General features: G+C 70.2%; 15 protein-coding genes. 7 read left to right on the top strand and 8 right to left on the bottom strand.

The annotated features are described in order from the left end of the window. Positions 1 to 907 precede the first annotated feature (907 nt). Positions 908 to 1,522 (top strand): hypothetical protein, encoded by a 615-nt coding sequence (locus RM445_RS12305; protein ID WP_311556338.1) that lies wholly within the window; start codon positions 908 to 910, stop codon positions 1,520 to 1,522. 406 nt (positions 1,523 to 1,928) lie between these two features. Next, positions 1,929 to 2,612 carry a toll/interleukin-1 receptor domain-containing protein gene (locus tag RM445_RS12300; protein WP_311556337.1) on the top strand — a complete coding sequence of 228 codons (684 nt, stop codon included), beginning with the start codon at positions 1,929 to 1,931 and terminating at the stop codon, positions 2,610 to 2,612. A 39-nt stretch (positions 2,613 to 2,651) separates the two neighbouring features. On the opposite strand, the gene RM445_RS12295 is transcribed toward RM445_RS12300, so the two are convergent. From RM445_RS12295 to RM445_RS12265, 7 genes are read right to left on the bottom strand one after another with little or no spacing between them, the layout of a single operon-like run. Beyond that, positions 2,652 to 3,716: a vWA domain-containing protein gene (locus RM445_RS12295; RefSeq protein WP_311556336.1), complete on the bottom strand. Its 1,065-nt coding sequence runs from the start codon at positions 3,714 to 3,716 to the stop codon at positions 2,652 to 2,654. Next, positions 3,716 to 4,717, bottom strand: a complete 1,002-nt coding sequence (locus RM445_RS12290; RefSeq protein ID WP_311556335.1) for a vWA domain-containing protein — start codon at positions 4,715 to 4,717, stop codon at positions 3,716 to 3,718. Before RM445_RS12290 ends, RM445_RS12295 begins: the two co-directional genes overlap by 1 nt. Next, positions 4,711 to 5,634, bottom strand: coding sequence for a DUF58 domain-containing protein (locus RM445_RS12285; protein WP_311556334.1), 924 nt, complete (start codon positions 5,632 to 5,634; stop codon positions 4,711 to 4,713). The genes RM445_RS12290 and RM445_RS12285 overlap by 7 nt, the downstream gene beginning before the upstream one ends. Further along, complete coding sequence (locus RM445_RS12280) at positions 5,631 to 6,647, bottom strand: AAA family ATPase (RefSeq protein ID WP_311556333.1); 1,017 nt, start codon at positions 6,645 to 6,647, stop codon at positions 5,631 to 5,633. The genes RM445_RS12285 and RM445_RS12280 overlap by 4 nt, the downstream gene beginning before the upstream one ends. A 40-nt stretch (positions 6,648 to 6,687) precedes the next feature. After that, complete coding sequence (locus RM445_RS12275) at positions 6,688 to 7,527, bottom strand: S1C family serine protease (protein ID WP_311556332.1); 840 nt, start codon at positions 7,525 to 7,527, stop codon at positions 6,688 to 6,690. Between the two features lie 40 nt (positions 7,528 to 7,567). Further along, positions 7,568 to 8,179: a TMEM175 family protein gene (locus tag RM445_RS12270; RefSeq protein WP_311556331.1), complete on the bottom strand. Its 612-nt coding sequence runs from the start codon at positions 8,177 to 8,179 to the stop codon at positions 7,568 to 7,570. 4 nt (positions 8,180 to 8,183) lie between these two features. Further along, a complete protein-coding gene (locus tag RM445_RS12265; protein ID WP_311556330.1) occupies positions 8,184 to 9,176 on the bottom strand; it encodes a sensor domain-containing diguanylate cyclase in 993 nt (330 codons plus the stop codon). Positions 9,177 to 9,284: 108 nt separating this feature from the next. Here RM445_RS12265 and RM445_RS12260 point away from each other — a divergent pair, with 108 nt between their 5' ends. The 5 genes from RM445_RS12260 to RM445_RS12240 all read left to right on the top strand — a co-directional run bounded on the left by RM445_RS12260 (position 9,285) and on the right by RM445_RS12240 (position 15,672). Continuing rightward, on the top strand, positions 9,285 to 10,031 hold the full coding sequence (locus tag RM445_RS12260; RefSeq protein WP_311556329.1) for an IspD/TarI family cytidylyltransferase: 747 nt from the start codon (positions 9,285 to 9,287) through the stop codon (positions 10,029 to 10,031). 154 nt (positions 10,032 to 10,185) lie between these two features. Next, positions 10,186 to 10,998 carry an N-acyl homoserine lactonase family protein gene (locus RM445_RS12255; protein WP_311556328.1) on the top strand — a complete coding sequence of 271 codons (813 nt, stop codon included), beginning with the start codon at positions 10,186 to 10,188 and terminating at the stop codon, positions 10,996 to 10,998. Beyond that, the gene (locus RM445_RS12250) at positions 10,995 to 12,284 is read left to right on the top strand and encodes a hydroxyacid-oxoacid transhydrogenase (protein WP_311556327.1); all 1,290 of its coding nucleotides are present in this window, start codon (positions 10,995 to 10,997) and stop codon (positions 12,282 to 12,284) included. Before RM445_RS12255 ends, RM445_RS12250 begins: the two co-directional genes overlap by 4 nt. 7 nt (positions 12,285 to 12,291) lie before the next feature. Continuing rightward, a complete protein-coding gene (locus RM445_RS12245; protein WP_311556326.1) occupies positions 12,292 to 12,720 on the top strand; it encodes an FmdB family zinc ribbon protein in 429 nt (142 codons plus the stop codon). A 24-nt stretch (positions 12,721 to 12,744) separates the two neighbouring features. Then, positions 12,745 to 15,672, top strand: a complete 2,928-nt coding sequence (locus tag RM445_RS12240; protein ID WP_397469287.1) for an FAD-binding and (Fe-S)-binding domain-containing protein — start codon at positions 12,745 to 12,747, stop codon at positions 15,670 to 15,672. A gap of 171 nt (positions 15,673 to 15,843) precedes the next feature. Here the strand turns inward: RM445_RS12240 and RM445_RS12235 are convergent, their stop codons facing one another. Further along, complete coding sequence (locus tag RM445_RS12235; protein WP_311556325.1) at positions 15,844 to 16,758, bottom strand: slipin family protein; 915 nt, start codon at positions 16,756 to 16,758, stop codon at positions 15,844 to 15,846. Positions 16,759 to 16,830: the final 72 nt, after the last annotated feature.

The raw sequence follows: 16,830 nt of genomic DNA, 5'->3' as shown, positions 1-16,830 counted from the left end.
GGTTAGGAAGGTGCGCAAGCGACTGTCTCGACGGCTGTTGATCGACCCGGCAATAAGTTCGATATCTATAATCGATGAGGTTCGCGGGTACGCCGAGCTCGACGAAAGCCAGCACTACTCTGTACGTGGCATCGAAGTGTCTGGGTCGCTAGCCGTGGATGCAGAGTGGAACGATGCATCATGGGGCAGTGTGCAGTCGCATCGCCGCCGTAACCATATTCAATCTAGAAGTACTGCATTTACGGCTGGCGCACTGGTGTTGCGTGGACCGGTGGGCTTGACTCCAATGTCAACTCGAGGTTGCCGCTTGGTGCGCAATTCGATGCTTCTATTCACAGATCAGGTGAAAAGCCATGAGCTGCTCAGCTCGGCGGACGGGCGCGGGCGCCGTAACTGGAAGATTAGTGCAACTTACTCTGTGACTCCGGAACATGACAAGAGTTGGACTATGCCAATCTGGGTGACGCCTACACTTGTACCCGGATCGGACCGGCGCTCTCTCGAACTCGAGTTTCAATGGACGAAGTTCGGAGCCGTCAAGGACGGTATCCCTCTCATCTCAATTGACTTTCTCGAGCTTACGGTCCCTACTGCTTGGGGATCCGTGCAAAGCGCTACAGACTACCCGCTCGTCAGTATCAGTCCGGGAGACGGAACGCAAACGCGAACGATCGAGTGGCGCAATATTGCGGACAGTATCGATAGATCGGTGCGCGGTCGATATCCACTTTCGTTGACCTTCAAGAATGAAATCCGGTCGCAGGACGTCGTCCACGGCCGCATTATAGCGAGGTTCGCCGGAAACATATGCCGGATCACGGGCGCCCGCATTCACGGTTCGAATGGCGCGATCCGACGAGATCGGCCTCGAAGGAAGTTGCACACTCAGGTGCACCTAACATTCAAGATGAGCCTGGCCGCCGTACGATACGAAGCGGTCCGAGTGCTGCCTCCACCGCCAGAAAAACAGGACGCTACGTCACTTAGCAATGGCGCAGTCGACAACAGGTCTCCCGTTATCCAAGAGACCTTTCAAACAGTCATTCCGAATGGAGCCACTGTCGCCCGAGTAACCGCGCGCCTCAGCGACGACGACTACTACGTAAAACGAGTAGTCGAGAATCCGCCACAACCTAGCAAGAAGGCTTCAGCAGTCAACCGCTATTGGGACATCTCTGGCCGGAAGTACGACGGCGTCTATCCCATTGACTTTCACCTTGTGCTCAGCGGTCAAGAGTTTCACGACGGCGGTATCGCCACATCGGGCCGAACCGAGATGGCGCTTTCTGTGCGTGGAGCGTTCACCTCCGAGGACATCGATCGTAGAATTCACGACGAGTGGCGGAGCCTGCGCAGAAGGGTGGAGTCGGCCCTCAACTCATGCAGGGAGCGGCCAGGCATCCTGGAGCATGGATCTACGCAGAGGTTGATCGCAGACTTGCTCGAATCCGGTAGGCTTGCCCCAGATCTGGCCGCTCAGCTGATAGAACAGATTCGTGCTGAATTCGGGCTGTACGAGTGAGAGGTCGTTAAGTAATGCAGTGGCGGTGCGCTGACTGCGGCAGAGCTGAGCGTGGCAGAAGCGTAGTTATTGATGCGGTCTGTCACCACTGCGGTAAAGCGCTTTGCCGTCGTCACCAGATTGATATAACGGATGATGCCTTCTCCGGCGGTTCGGAGCCTACGCGAAAAGCTGTTCATTGCCAAGACTGTAGGCGCCGTCATCATCCAGTCATTTTCCAGAGCCGAGGGCGTCGGTAGGCGTGGTTCAGCTCAGCTTTTCGCATCCCGATAGCCTTCGTGTGGGTGAATTGGCCCAGCTTAAAATTACGGCACACAATAATGGGAAGGGAATGTGCACGAACATCAACGTTCGATTTTCCCTCGGAAGTGGCTTACTCTTAGTAACCGGATCGAGCCGATTTCACGTGCACCGCCTTGAATCTGGCCAACGATACGATCACTACTTCACTGTGGAGGTTACGGACGTCGGCGAGCTCGAGATTCGCGTAGTAAATTTTTCATTCAGCGATGCTGACGGTGTGCCGCGAAGAGTTGCCGGCTCTCAGTGGGCCGTAAGTGCACTGCCTCCTACTTCACGCCGTTCCGAGCCGGAGCGAAGCCATGCACCACCTCGGCCAAGAGGGAAGGTATTCATCAGCTATCGACGGGAGGACGCCCAAGAGCTTGCCAATTACCTCTACGTCGAACTTTCTCGAGAGTTCGGGCCGGAGCGGGTATTCCTAGACCGCAGCCGCCGCCAGCTCGGCGTCGACTTCCGTGTTCGCCTCAAGGCGGAGCTGGAGTCCAGCACGGCCATGCTGGTCGTCATCGGTCCCGCATGGAATCCACTTATCAAACAGGAAGAACAAACGCGTCGGCTCGACCTTCAACGCGACCACGTCCGTTACGAGATCAGGACTGGCTTACAACTGGAGATTCCTGTCATCCCAGTACTGTTTCGAAAAGTCGACATGCCTAAGCCTGAAGAGCTTCCTGAAGACCTTCGCGGGCTGAGCTTCTTCGAGAAGAGTGAGATCCACGACACCAGGTTCGAAGCTGATATCCGAGAAATCGTGGACGCACTCCGCCCGTACGTCGGACTACAATGAGATCGTCGATCTCGTCCAACCGGCTCTTTCACGTCTTACTCAGGCCGGAAACGCCGTCCAGCGCGCCGCCGCCCACACGCTCGCGAGCAGCAGCAGCGCCGCGATGCCGGCCAGCCACACGCTGACCTCGATCTCGCGGTGCTGGGTCTGCACGGTGCGCGGCAGGTCCTCCAGCACGCGCTGCAGCCGGTCCGCGTCGGCCGCGGCGAAGTACTCGCCGCCGGTCACGTCCGCGACCTGCTGCAACGTGGCCTCGTCAGCGACCAGGTAGTTCCGGCCGCCGACGGCGCCGCCCCCGGCGATGCCGCCCCGGCCCTCGAAGCCCCGGCCGCCCAGCTGGGCCGCCGTGCAGACCATCGACGTCGGGTTCGGCGTCCCGAACCCGATGGGATACACCCGGACCCCGCGCTGAGCGGCGATCTCGGCTGCGTCGACGGGTTCGACGCCGCGGGTGTTGGCGCCGTCGGTGAGCAGGACGACGATCTCCGGCGCGTAGCTGCCGGCGGCCCGCGGCGGGGCCGGGCCCGGTGGGGTGCGGTCGGTGTCCGCGGGCGCGACGTCGGGATTGATCTCGGAGATCGCGTCGACCGACTTGAGGATCGCCGCGCCGATCGTGGTGCCCCGGCCCGTGGTCAGCGAGTCGATCGCCTGCAGCAGCGGCTGCCGGTCCGTCGTCGGCGCCACCGCGACCTGGGCGAAGCCGGCGAACAGGACCAGGCCGATGCTCGTGTGACCGTCCTGGGCCTGCACGAAGTCGCGCACCGCCGCCTGTGCCGCGGTGAGCCGGTTGGGCTCGACGTCCGTCGCGCACATCGACCCCGACACGTCGAGCGCCAGGATCAGGGCCGACTCCGAGACCGGCACGTCGACATTCACTCGCGGCCGGGCCGCGGCCAGGCCGAGGGCGGCGAGGGCGGCCAGGAGCAGCGCGACGGGCACGTGCCGCTTCCAGGCCGCCCGCCGCGGCGTCGCGGCCTTGATCAGCGCGACGCTGGAGTACCGCACCGCCTGCCGGCGCCGCCGGCGCAGCTGCCCGACGTACACCCCGGCCAGCAGGGGCACGGCGACCAGCGCCAGGAGTGCGAGCGGCCAGGTGAAGCCCATCAGACGGCCCGCCCGAACCACACCAGCGAGAGGCCGAAGCCCGCCAGCACCAGCAGTCCGGCCGTTGCGGCGAGCAGGGCCGTCACCTCGATGTGCTCCGTCTCCACCTTCCATTCCAGGTCGATCGCGTCGGCCACCCCGGCGAGCGCGGCAGGATCGGCCCCGGCGACGTAGCGCCCGTCCGTCCGGTCGGCGATCGTGCGCAACGTCGGCTCGTCCAGGGCGGTCGCGAGCTGGAACCCGTCGACCTCGATCACCGTGCCCTGCGGGGAACCGATGCCGACCGGGTAGACCCGCACTCCCGCACTCGACGCCAGTTCGGCGACGTCGACCGGGTCGGGTTCGGCCGTGTTCTCGCCGTCGGAGAACAGGACGACGGCCGCGGACCCGTGGTAGCCGAGGTCCGGGCCCTGCGGCTCGACTCCGCCGGATCCGCCGGGGCTCCCGGGCGCGTCGACCAGCACCTGCTTCCCCGTGATGGCGCTCAGCGACGTCTGCAGGCCGCTGCCGAGCGCCGTGCCGCCTGCGGGCTGGAGGCGGTCGATCGCGGCGAGCACGCTCGCGCGGTCCGCGGTCGGCTGCTGGGTGACGAGCCCGCTGGAGCCGAACGCGACGACGCCGATCCGCACGGTGGGTGGCTGGCGCTCGACGACGGTGCGTGCGGCGGCCTTCGCGGCGTCCATCCGCGTGGGCGTGAGATCGGTGGCGGTCATGCTCGACGACACGTCGAAGGCCAGCATCACGGTGCCCTCCCGGCGGGGCAGCGGCACGCCGATCTCGGGGCGGGCGAGCGCCGAGAGCAGCAGCACGAGGGCGCCGAGCAGCAGCGCCGGAGGCAGGGTGCGCCGCCAGCCCGCGACGGGGGCCGGGCCGACCAGGCCGAGGGCGGCCAGCTCGGCGCGCCGGGCGGCGCGGGCCCGCTGCAACCTCCGGTACCAGAGCACGACGAGCGGCACGACCGCGAGCGCGAGCAGCATCCAGGGCCACGCGAAGGTCAGCATCGCCCGGTTCCCGATCTCGCGCGGCGCCGCAGGTGCGTGATGCGGAACAGCGCCCGCACCAGGTCGTCGTCGGTGGCGACCGGATGCAGGTCGAGCCCGGCGGAGCGCAGGTCGCCGACCAGTGCCGCCTGCCGCTCGTCGGCCGCGGCGGCGAGCCGCTGCCGGAACCCGGGGTCGTCGGTGTCGACGAAGATCACTTCACCGGTCTCGGCGTCCTCGACGTAGATCATCCCTGCGGCGGGCAGCTCGAACTCGCGGCGGTCGACCACCTGGATCGCGACCACGTCGTGGCGGCGGGCCAGCTGCCCCAGGAGCCCCTGCCAGCCCGGCTCGGACTGGAAGTCCGACACCACGACGACCAGCGACCGGCGCCGCAGGATCCCGAGCGCCGCGCGGAGCGCGGAACCGATGTCGGTGGGTCCGGCCGCAGGAGCACCGCCGGGCCGCAGGAGCCGCGACAGGATCCGCAGCACCTGGTTGCGTCCCGAGGCGGGCGGGATCGTCTCCCGCACCGCGGCGTCGAACAGCAGCGCGCCGACCCGGTTGCCCCCGCGGGAGAGCAGCTGTGCCACCGTCGCCGCGACCTCGGTCAGCACGACGTGCTTCTGACGCTGCACCGGCCCGAAGCCCATCGACGCCGAGAGGTCGAGCAGGAGCCAGGCGGTGACCTCGCGGTCTTCCAGGTACTCCCGCACGTGGGCCACGTCCGTACGCGCGGTCACGTTCCAGTCGATGTGGCGCAGGTCGTCGCCGAACTGGTACTCGCGCAGGTCGGCGACGTCGACTCCGGTGCCGCGGAACACCGTCCGGTAGTCGCCCTGCAGCCGCCCGTCGAGACGGCGCAACACCCGCCACTCGAGGCGGCGCAGGACGCGTTCGGGCGTGAGGACCGCCGCGGCGGCGGCCGGCTCCGTCACGGGCGCCGCGCGGACGCGCCGCGCCCCGGGGTGCCGAGCCCGGGGTCGAGCTCCGGGAGCGGGACCGCCGACAGGATCGGGCCGAGCACGTCGTCGGGCGACACGTCGTCGGCGAGCGCCTCGTAGGACAGCACGACCCGGTGCCGCAGGACGTCGCGCGCGAGCTCCCGGACGTCGCCGGGCAGGGCGTAGTCGCGGCCGCGCAGAAACGCGAGCGCCTTCGCACCGAGCACCATGTTGATCGACGCCCGCGGGCTGGCCCCGAACGTCACGTATCGGGCTAGGTCGGACGAGCCGACCGAGGCCGGGTCGCGGGTCGCCGTGGAGAGCCGGACGGCGTACTCGATGATCTGCGGGTCGACGTACACGGCGTCCGCGCCGCGCTGGTACCCGATCAGGGTCTCCACGTCGATCACCGGCTCCGGCGCCTCCTGGGCCGTGGTCTGCCGCTCGACGACGACGTACTCCTGCGTGGGCGTGGGGTAGCCGACCAGCACCTTGAACATGAACCGGTCGAGCTGCGCCTCCGGCAGCGGGTAGGTCCCCTCCGACTCGATCGGGTTCTGTGTCGCCATCACCAGGAACGGGTCGGGCGCCGGATAGGTGTCGCGCCCGATCGTCACCTGCCGCTCCTGCATGACCTCCAGCAGCGCGCTCTGCACCTTCGCGGGCGCCCGGTTGATCTCGTCGGCGAGCAGGAGGTTGGTGAAGACGGGCCCGAGCGCGACCTGGAACTCCCCCGCGCGCTGGTTGTAGATGCGCGTGCCCACGACGTCCGCGGGCACCAGGTCCGAGGTGAACTGGATCCGCTGGAACCGGCCGCCGATCGCCTGCGCCAGCGCCTTGATCGCCATCGTCTTGGCGAGCCCGGGCACCCCTTCGACGAGCAGGTGCCCGCGGGCCAGGAGCGCGACGAGCATGCGCTCCAGCAGGCCGTCCTGGCCGACGATCGTCTTCTTGACCTGGTAGAGCGTGGCCTCGAGGGGCAGCCGGGGGTCGGTGTCGTGATCCATGTGTCTCCCGGGTCGCCCCTCGTCGTCCTGCACTGTCGGTCTACTGCTGGGGCCCGCCGGCCGCGCCGCCGGCGGTGGTGATCGGGACGGCGAAGCCGACGCCGACGAAGAAGTCCTGGTTCGCGGGGTTGGCGAGGGCGGTCACGATGCCGACCACCTGACCTGCGCCGTTGAGCAGCGGACCGCCGCTGTTGCCGGGGTTCACGGCGGCGTCGAACTGGATCAGGCCCTGCAGCGCGGGGCCCCGGGGCGGGGTGATCGTGCGGTCGTTCGCCGAGACCACGCCCGCGGTCAGGCTGCGCTGCAGGCCGAGCGGGTTGCCGACGGCGAAGACGGTGCCGCCGACCGGCGGCGGACCGGCCAGCACCGCGGGCACGACGACCTCCGGGAGCCGGTCGACCGCGAGCACCGCGACGTCGTGCTCCGGCCGGCTGGCCGTCACCTGGGCCGCCGCCCGCGTGCCGTCGGCGAAGTCGACCTGGATCTGCGTCGCGCCGTCGACGACGTGCAGGGCCGTGAGCACGGCACCGCCCGCGTTGACGACCACCCCGCTGCCCAGGCCGGTCTCCGTGGTGGCGCCCCCCGTGCGCTGCGTCGTCACGGTGACGAGCGAGGGCGTGATCATCCGGTACGCGGTGGTGGCTTCGGGCGGGACGTTGCGCTCGGCCTCCTGGGCCTGCTCGATGCCGCGCTGCACCGCCTGGTCGACATCCGCGGTCGTCACCGGGGCGGGAGCACCGGACGAGACCCACCACAGTCCGGCCGCCAGGGCGACGGCGAGCACGACGGCGACGATCAGCACGGCCCGCCGGCGCCGTCGGGGCCGCTCCGGCGGCGCCCCCTCGGGCTCGCCGACCGACGTCGCCCCGACCGGTCGCATGTCCCGCACGCTACGCCCGAAGCCGGTCAATCGCGGTGAGTCAGGCGTCGCTTCGCGAGCCGGCCCACCGCTGCAGGCGACGCACGACGGGGTCGGTCAGCATCAGGAGGAACAGCGGCCAGTAGCTCGTGGCCGGGAAGACGATCGAGATGATCAGCGCCAGCAGGAACGTGACGGTGACCGCGATCGTGATCGCGGTGTCCGGCCCCTCGTCGCGGTCGCGCAGGGTCCGGTCGCGGTCGATCACCCTGCCGAGGAGGGCGAGCAGGCCCGAGCTCACCGCCATGGTGCCGATGTAGAGCAGCTTCGCGATGCCGTCGTTGGAGGTGGCGGTAACCAGCGTCGTCGGGAAGGGCAGGAACACGATGGTGAGGCACCAGGCGAACAGCAGCCGGATGACGGCACCGTTCTGCCGGACGAGGGAGCTGACGATCAAGTGCTGGGTGAGCCAGAGCCGGGCGATGACCGTGAAACTCAGGAAGAACCCGAGCAGATCGTCCACGTGGTCGCGCAGCAGTTCGCTCACCGTGCGGCTCTGGATCTCGCTGCCGGCCTCGGCGAGCGGGAGCACGAGCAGGGTGATGGCGATGGCGACGACGGCGTCGATGAAGGTCAGCAGCCGTTCGAGGTCGCGCTCACGTCCGGCGGCCATTCGCTCAGGCCCTCACGCACGCGCGGCGGCGCCGCTTCTGCTCGTACATCGCCCGGTCCGCCGCCTCGAACGCCCCGGGGAAGCCGCTCACGACCGTGTACGGGGCGAAGCCGAAGGACCCCGCGATCCCGGACGTGCGCATGGCCTCGTCCGCACGCTCCACGATCTCGCGCGCCTGTTCGGGGGTCGCCCCCACGGCGATGACGCCGAACTCGTCGCCCCCGAGCCGGGCGACGACATCCCCCTGCCGGACTCCGCTCTCGAGTGCCCGCGCCGCCCGCCGGATGTAGTTGTCGCCCGCCTCGTGCCCCTGCGTGTCGTTGACGACCTTGAGCCGGTCGAGGTCGATCACGACGACGCAGGCCGGGTCGCCGAAGCGCCGGAACCGCTCCTCCTCCGCGTGCAGGTACCGGTCCCAGCCGCGGCGGTTGAGGAGCCCGGTCAGCGCGTCGACGTCGGCTTCGCGCCGGGCGTGCTCGAGCTCGCGGGCGGCGGAGGTCGCGCGCAGGTCGCCTGCCAGCACCGCGGCCAGCAGGCTCGACAACAGGTCCAGCAGCGGCTGGTGCTCGGTGAGCGACTCGGACAGGGGATGCGGGTCGAACCCGCAGACGGTGCCGAACAGCTCGCCGCCAGGGCCCGTGATGGGCGTGCCGACGTACGCCCCGATGGTGATCGGCGCGGCCGCGGCGGCTTCGGCGTACGCCGCGACCTGCGCGACGTCCGGAGCGATCCGGGGGGCGTCACCCGAGACCATGCGCCTGCACAGCGACGTACCGAAGGGGAAGACGTCGCCGGCGTGGACCGGGTAGGTGTCGCCGGTCGAGCTGAGCACGAGCTGGGTGCCCTCGTTGACCCGCATCACCGCCCACAGACCCATCGGCGCGACCTGCGCCAGGTAGTCGATCACTTGTGCGCACGCGGCGTCGAACGACCGGACCGGCATCAGGTGCGCAGCCACCTGCATCGGCGCACCGCCGTCCTCGCTCGGGTTGGCCACCCGGCGATACTGCCGACGACCGGCGGAGATTGCACGGCGGAGTTGTCACACCTGTCCGTGACGTCGCGTGCCGACGGGCGGCGGAGCGGGTCGAACTACAGTTCCGCCGTGCCACTCACAGGTCCGCCCGAGCCCGAGCAGGCGATCGCCGTCGTCGTTCTCGCCGGCGGATCGGGGCTGCGCGTGGGCAAGGACCGCAACAAGGCCTACCTGCCGCTGGGCAGCCGGACGGCGGTCGGGATCTCGTTGCAGACCATGGCCGCCGCCACGACCCCGGGCCTGCGGCGCCTGGTGCTCGTCGTCCGCGACGACGACCTCGACCTCGCGGAACGCACGCTCGACGAGGAGTTCCCGCGGCCGCCGGTGCCCGTCGAGCTCGTGGTCGGCGGCAGCAGCCGCCACGGCTCGGAGGAGCGGGCGCTGCGGCACCTCGAACCCGCCATCCGGTCGGCGGAACTCGATCTGGTGCTGATCCACGACGCCGCGCGGCCGATGTGCTCCCTGGACCTGGTGGCGACGCTCGTCCGCGCCGCGGCGCAGAGCGGCGGTGCGGTGCCGGGCCTCGTGGCCGACGACCTGGCCGCGGTCGGCGACGACGGCACCCTCGTCCCCCTCAGCGGACGGCACGTCCGCATCCAGACGCCTCAGGTCTTCGCCGCGGGCCCGCTGCTCGAGGCCTACCACCGGGCCGCCGAGGCGGGGTTCGAGGGCACTGACACCGCCGCGTGCCTCGAGCGGTTCTCGTCGGTGACCGTGGCCTACGTCGCCGGCGAGGAACAGAACTTCAAGATCACCTACCCGCACGACCTGCTGATCGCCGACGAGCTCATCCGGCGGCGCGACGCGCAGTCGTGACGCGTCGCCACCGGCACGCGACGGAGCGCTCCTCGTCGACCTGCCGTGTCGGTGAGGCTCGGAGCGACGCCCGTTGACGAGGGGCACGTCGCATGCCACGGTCGCGACAGTTCTCGTGTGACGCACGCAACCCTCCTGTCCCGAAGGGACCTCGATGGCCACCGCGACGAAGCTGAGCGTCATCCCGTGCGGGGCGATGACGACCGACCTGACCTGGCTCCTGCTCAAGCCCGGCCGGTCCATCACCGATCGCCACCACCGCGACAGCCCGGCGCCGTGGGTCGACTGCCCCACGCACTGCGTGCTGGTCGAGACGCCCGAGGGCCGGCTGCTCTGGGACACCAGCTGCCCGCGTGACTGGGAGGAGCGCTGGCAGCCGACCGGGCTCCAGGACTTCTTCCCCTACGACAAGGTCAGCGAGGACGAGTACCTCGACTCGCGGCTGCAGCAGCTGGGCGTCGGGCTCGACGAGATCGACTACGTGGTGCTCTCGCACCTGCACTTCGACCACGCCGGCAACGCGAAGATGTTCGAGGGCACGAACGCCAAGCTCGTCTGTCACCAGCGTGAGAAGGAGTTCGCCCTCGGCTTCGAGGGCCTGTTCACCGGAGCGCACCTGAAGACGGACTACGAGGGCCTGGAGTTCGAGACCGTCTCCGGCGACACCGAGATCCTCCCCGGCGTCACGCTGCTGGAGACCCCCGGCCACACCGTCGGCTGCATGTCGATGCAGGTCGAGCTGCCCGACAGCGGCACCATGATCTTCACCTCCGACGCCGTCTACATGGGCGACAGCTGGGGCCCGCCGTCGACGCCCGCGGCCATCGTCAACAACCTCGAGCAGTGGTACTCGTCGGTGGAGAAGCTGCGGGGCGTCCAGGACCGCACGAACGCGACGATGGTCTTCGGGCACGACGCCGAGCAGATCCACCAGCTGCGGGTGGCACCGAAGGAGTGGTACTCATGACCGATCCCCTGCTCCGCGACGAGACGATCTTCACGTGGGGTGCGCCCCCGCTCAAGTTCGGCGCGGGGTCCACCGACGAGATCGGGTTCGATCTGTCCGGCTACGGCGTGCGGCGCGTGCTGATCGTCACCGATCCCGGCGTGAACGCTGTCGGGGCGCCGTCCCGGATCGCGGACTCCCTCAAGCGCTACGACATCGAGGCCGAGATCTTCGACGGGGTGCACGTCGAGCCGACCGACGACTCGATGAACAAGGCCGTCGAGTACGCCCGCGCGCAGGGCGACTGGGACGGGTTCGTCGCCGTCGGCGGCGGGTCGGCGATCGACACCGCCAAGGCGATCAACCTGCTGACGAGCCACCCCGGCGAGCTGATGGACTACATCAACAAGCCGATCGGCAACGCCAAGACTCCCCCGGGCCAGCTCAAACCGCTGATCGCCGTTCCCACGACGGCGGGCACCGGCTCCGAGTCCACCGCGATGTGCGTGATGGACATTCTGTCAATGAAGGTCAAGACGGGGATCAGCCACTGGCGGCTGCGCCCGACCCTGGCCGTCGTCGACCCGTTGCTGACGATGACCCTGCCGCCCGAGGTCACCGCGGCGTCCGGGATGGACATCGTCTGCCACGCGGTGGAGTCGTACACGGCCCGTTGGTATGCGGACTTCGACCGCAAGAAGCCCGAGGAGCGGGTCACCTACTGCGGCTCGAACCCGGTGTCGGACCTGTGGTGCGAGAAGTCGATGTCGCTGATCGCGAGGTCGTTCCGCAACGCGGTGCATCGCGGTGCGGACGACGTGGAGGCGCGCAGCGAGATGATGATGGCCGCGACCTTCGCGGGGATGGGCTTCGGCAACTCCGGCGTGCACATCCCGCACGCGAACGCCTACCCGATCGCCGGGATGGTGAAGGACTACCGGCCGGCGGGCTACCCGCAGGACGAGCCGATGGTCCCGCACGGGCAGTCGGTGTCGCTGACGGCACCGGAGGCGTTCCGGTTCTCCTTCGAGAGCGCGCCGGAACGGCACCTCAAGGCGGCGGAACTGCTGGACCCGCGGGCGGACAAGGGGAACGACCAGCGCGAGCAGCTCCCGTCCGTGCTGATCTCGCTGATGCGCGACATCGGGATCCCAAACGGGATCGGCGGGGTCGGCTACACCGAGGCGGACGTGCCGGACCTGGTGCCGGGCACGATGAAGCAGCAGCGGCTGCTGGCGACCTGCCCGAAGACGCCGACCGAGGACGACATCGCCGACATCCTCACGAAGTCCGTCGAGAACTGGTGAGTGGGCCGTGCCGATCTACGTCTACCGGTGCGGCTGCGGCGTGCGCTTCGAGCACCTCGCGGCCATGACCGCCACCGCCGCGCCGGGCTGCCCGCTGTGCGGCGGGGAGACCCGCAAGGTGCCGGCCGGGTTCTCGCTCGGCGGCCAGGCGGACCCGGGCCTGTCGAAGAACGAGATGCCGCAGACGTGGCGCGGGGTCTACGACGGCAGCCCCGAGTACGTCGACCGGATGCGCCGCACCTGGGAGCAGCGGCAGAAGCTGGAGGAGCGCCACCCGGAGATCGCCGGCGATCAGCGGCCCATCCTCGCCCACGAGGGCCGCTACGAGAAGGCGCCGCTGCGCCTCGGCGACCCGGCGCTCGGGGGGAAGCGCGGTCACGGACACGGTCACGGACACGGTCACGGACACGGCCACGCACTTGGGGACGCCTCCTGACCGCGCGGGCGGCAGACTGAGCGGGTGAGCCTGCAACCCGTCGATCGTGCCGCCGCGGACGCTCTGCGGGCCGATCTCCTCCGCACCGTCGACGGCCCGGTGCGGTTCGACACCGCGTCGCGGGCCATGTGGTCCGCCGACGCGTCGAACTACCGCCGGGTCCCGATCGGCGTCGTCGCGCCGCGCGATGTCGCGGACGTCGAGGCCGCCGTGTCGGTCTGCCGAACGCACGACGTCCCGGTGCTGCCGGTCGGCGCGCGGACGTCGATCGCGGGCCAGGCCGTCAACACCGCCGTCGTGCTCGACTTCGGGCAGGTGAACCGGATCCTGTCGATCGACCCGGACGCCCGCACGGCACGCGTCGAACCCGGCGTCATCTGCGACGCCCTGCGCGACGCCGGTGCGCCGCACGGGCTGACGTTCGGCCCGGACCCGTCCACGCACAACCGCTGCACGCTCGGCGGGATGATCGGCAACAACGCCTGCGGGTCGCACTCGGTGGCGTGGGGCAAGACCGTCGACAACGTCGTCGGGCTCGACGTGCTCACCTACCGCGGCGACCGGCTGTCACTCGGCGCGGGCGGCGACGGCGCGATCCCCGACGCCCTGCGTGCCCTCGGCGAGCGGACCGCCGACGACGTCCGCGTCGGCTTCCCCGACCTCACCCGCCGGGTCTCGGGTTACAACCTGGACCAGTTGCTCCCCGGCCAGGTGGACCTGGCCAAGGCGCTGGTCGGCACCGAGGGCACGTGTGCGGTGCTGACCGGGGCGACGGTGCGGCTGGTCGAGTCGCCGCCGGCCCGAGCGCTGGCCGTGCTCGGCTTCCCGGACGCCTACACCGCTGCGGACCACGTCATGGTCGTCCGCGCGCTCGGACCGCTGACGATCGAGGGGATGGACGCCGGGCTGATCGCGGCGCTGCGCGCGACCAACCCCGTCGAGACCGCGTCCCGCCAGCTGCCCGAGGGCGGCGGCTGGCTCTACGTCGAGACCGGTGGGGCGGACCGCGCCGAGGCGCACGCCGCCGCGGAGGCCGTCGCGACCGCGATGAAGCCGTACGCGATCTCGTCGCTGGTCGTGAGCGAACCCGCCCGGATGAAGGCGCTGTGGCGGATCCGCGAAGACGGTGCCGGGATCCTCACCCGATCGCCGGACGGCGGCGAGGCGTGGCCCGGCTGGGAGGACGCGGCCGTGCCGCCCGAGCGGTTCGGGGCGTACCTGCGGGAGTTCGACACGGTGCTGGCCCGGCACGGCCGCCGCGGCGTCTACTACGGGCACTTCGGCGACGGCTGCCTGCACGTGCGGATCGACTTCGACCTCGCCTCCCGGCCCGGGATCGCCAACTTCCGCGCCTTCCTGGAAGACGCCGCGGACCTCGCCGTGGCGCACGGGGGGTCGTTGTCGGGCGAGCACGGCGACGGCGCGGCCCGCGCCGAGCTCCTGCCGCGGATGTACCCGCCGTCGATCATCCGGGCGTTCGAGGAGTTCAAGGGGATCTGGGACCCCGACGGCCGCCTGAACCCGGACCGCGTGGTGCGGCCGGCGAAGCTGGACGACGACCTGCGCGTCTTCGTCGGTCTGCCCACGATGCGCGACGCCCCGCAGCTCGCGTTCAGCCACGACCGCGGCAGCTTCGCCCGCGCGACCCGCCGTTGCCTGGGCGTGGGCAAGTGCGTGACGGCGAACGGCGGGGTGATGTGCCCGAGCTACCGCGCCACGGGCGAGGAGATGCACTCCACCCGCGGGCGGGCCCGGCTGCTGTTCGAGATGGCGAACGGCGAGGTGATCCGGGACGGGTGGCAGTCCGACGAGGTCGCCGAGGCGCTGGACCTGTGCCTGTCGTGCAAGGGCTGCAAGCGCGACTGCCCGGTGGGTGTCGACATGGCGACCTACAAGACCGAGTTCCTCGCGCAGCGCTACCGGGGGCGCCGCCGCCCGGCGGCGCACTACTCGATGGGCGCGCTCCCCCGGTGGCTGCACATCGTGGGTCGGCTGCCGGCGAGGGTGGTGGACGCGCTGAACGCCGCGGCCCGGGGGCCGCTGGGAGCGGTGGCGAAGCGGGTGGGGGGCATCGCCCCGGAGCGCGCGATCCCCCCGATCGCCCGGCGGCGGTTCACCCGGCGCAGAGGGCTCGCGGCGTCCGCCGTGGGTTCCGGGGTTCGCAGCATGGTGGCTTTGCTGCACTCCCACCGCAGCAAAGCCACCATGCTGAGCTCACCGGACGCCGACCGCCCCCGCCTGCTGCTGTGGCCCGACACCTTCACCGACCACTTCGACCCCGCCGTCGCCACCGACGCCGTCGCCGTGCTCGAGGCCCTCGGCTACGCCGTCGAGCTCCCGCCCCGCACCGTCTGCTGCGCCCTGACCTGGACCACCACCGGCCAGGTCGACGCCGCCCGGCGCGTGCTGCGGCGCAGCCTGCGCACCATCGAGCCGTGGCTCGCCGCCGGCGTTCCGGTCGTCGGGCTGGAGCCGTCGTGCACCGCCGCCCTGCGGTCGGACGGGCCCGAGCTGCTGCCCGACGAGCCCCTCGCCGTCCGCCTCGCGCAGGGCGTGCGCACCTTCGCCGAGGTGCTCGCCGACCATGCCGACGCCCTGCGCACGGCCGTCGTCACCCCGGGGCAGCGTGCGCTGGTCCAGGTCCACTGCCACCAGCACGCGGAGCTCGGCACCGAGGCCGATCATGCCGCCATGGCCGCCCTCGGGATCGACGCCGACGTGCTCGACTCCGGTTGCTGCGGCCTCGCCGGCAACTTCGGCTTCGAGCGCGGCCACTACGAGGTGTCGATGGCGTGCGCGGAGCGCGTGCTGCTCCCGGCGGTCCGCGCCGCGGATCCCGACGTCGCGGTGCTCGCCGACGGCTTCTCCTGCCGCACCCAGCTCCGCCAGGCGGGCACCCGCGAGCCGGTGCACCTGGCGCAGCTCGCAGCGCGGGCGCTCGGGCTGCGCTAGAGCGCGTCCGACGTGATCGTCCGGGCGATATCACGCCCGAATCAGGGGCTCGAGCCCCCGCACGATCAGCCGGGTTGATCGTCCGGGCGATATCACGCCCGGATCAGGGGCTCGAGCCCCCGCACGATCAGCCGGGTTGATCGTGCGGGGTGAACGCTCCCGGCCGGCAGGTCAGGTCGGGTCGGCCTGGGCCGCCGGGGCCGTGTCGTCGGGGAGGGGCTCGTGGCCGTTGCGGCCGCCGGGGGACGCGAGCGGCGGCAGGGGCTGCACCGCCACCTCGGCGGCAGCAGGCGGAGCGGGAGCAGGCGGGGCAGGTGCGGCCGCCGGAGCCCCGGGCGTGGCGCGCTCGAGGAACCGCAGCAGCTCCACCGGGAACGGCAGCACGAGCGTGGAGTTCTTCTCGGCGGCGACCTCGACGACGGTCTGCAGCAGCCGCAGCTGCAGTGCGGCCGGGTGCTCGGCCATGATCTCGGCGGCCTCGGCGAGCGTCCGGGACGCCTGCAGCTCACCGTCCGCGGTGATGATGCGCGAGCGGCGTTCCCGCTCCGCCTCGGCCTGCCGCGACATCGACCGCTTCATCGACTCCGGCAGCGCGACGTCCTTGATCTCCACGCGGTCGATCTGCACACCCCACGACAGCGCCGGGTTGTCGATCATGAGCTCGAGACCCTGGTTGAGGCGTTCCCGGTTGGACAACAGGTCGTCGAGGTCGCTCTTGCCGATGATCGACCGCAGCGACGCCTGCGCGACCTGCGCGATCGCGGCGTCGTACTTCTGGACGTCGACCACGACCTTCACCGGGTCGGTGACCCGGTAGTAGACGACCGCGTCGACCTTGACGGTGACGTTGTCGCGGGTGATGCCGTCCTGGGCGGGCACCGGCATCGTGACGACCTGCATGTTGACCTTGTGCAGGCGGTCCGCGACCGGTGCGATGAAGGTGAGCCCGGGCCCGCGCGGGGCCTCGCGGAGCTGGCCGAAGCGCAGCACGACCCCGCGCTGGTACTGGTTGATCACGCGGACGCTGGATCCCAGCACCAGCACGATCAGACCGACGATGGCGATCAACGCCCAAATGAGGATCATGATCTTCCCCGTCCTGCACCCGTCGTGTACCGACGGAGGACTCAGATGATAGGCCGCGACCAGGACTTCGGC

This window comes from Pseudonocardia charpentierae (genome assembly GCF_031845345.1).
Classification (GTDB): Bacteria; Actinomycetota; Actinomycetes; order Mycobacteriales; family Pseudonocardiaceae; genus Pseudonocardia; species Pseudonocardia charpentierae.
This window is presented reverse-complemented; position numbering and strand designations above follow the sequence as displayed.

Bases quoted from the DNA above. Each gene is read 5' to 3' on its own strand.
- RM445_RS12255 (WP_311556328.1), top strand. From the start codon at position 10,186: ATGGCCACCGCGACGAAGCTGAGCGTCATCCCGTGCGGGGCGATGACG.
- RM445_RS12295 (WP_311556336.1), bottom strand. From the start codon at position 3,716: ATGGGCTTCACCTGGCCGCTCGCACTCCTGGCGCTGGTCGCCGTGCCC.
- RM445_RS12290 (WP_311556335.1), bottom strand. From the start codon at position 4,717: ATGCTGACCTTCGCGTGGCCCTGGATGCTGCTCGCGCTCGCGGTCGTG.
- RM445_RS12250 (WP_311556327.1), top strand. From the start codon at position 10,995: ATGACCGATCCCCTGCTCCGCGACGAGACGATCTTCACGTGGGGTGCG.
- RM445_RS12270 (WP_311556331.1), bottom strand. From the start codon at position 8,179: ATGGCCGCCGGACGTGAGCGCGACCTCGAACGGCTGCTGACCTTCATC.
- RM445_RS12235 (WP_311556325.1), bottom strand. From the start codon at position 16,758: ATGATCCTCATTTGGGCGTTGATCGCCATCGTCGGTCTGATCGTGCTG.
- RM445_RS12305 (WP_311556338.1), top strand. From the start codon at position 908: ATGAGCCTGGCCGCCGTACGATACGAAGCGGTCCGAGTGCTGCCTCCA.
- RM445_RS12280 (WP_311556333.1), bottom strand. From the start codon at position 6,647: ATGGATCACGACACCGACCCCCGGCTGCCCCTCGAGGCCACGCTCTAC.
- RM445_RS12275 (WP_311556332.1), bottom strand. From the start codon at position 7,527: ATGCGACCGGTCGGGGCGACGTCGGTCGGCGAGCCCGAGGGGGCGCCG.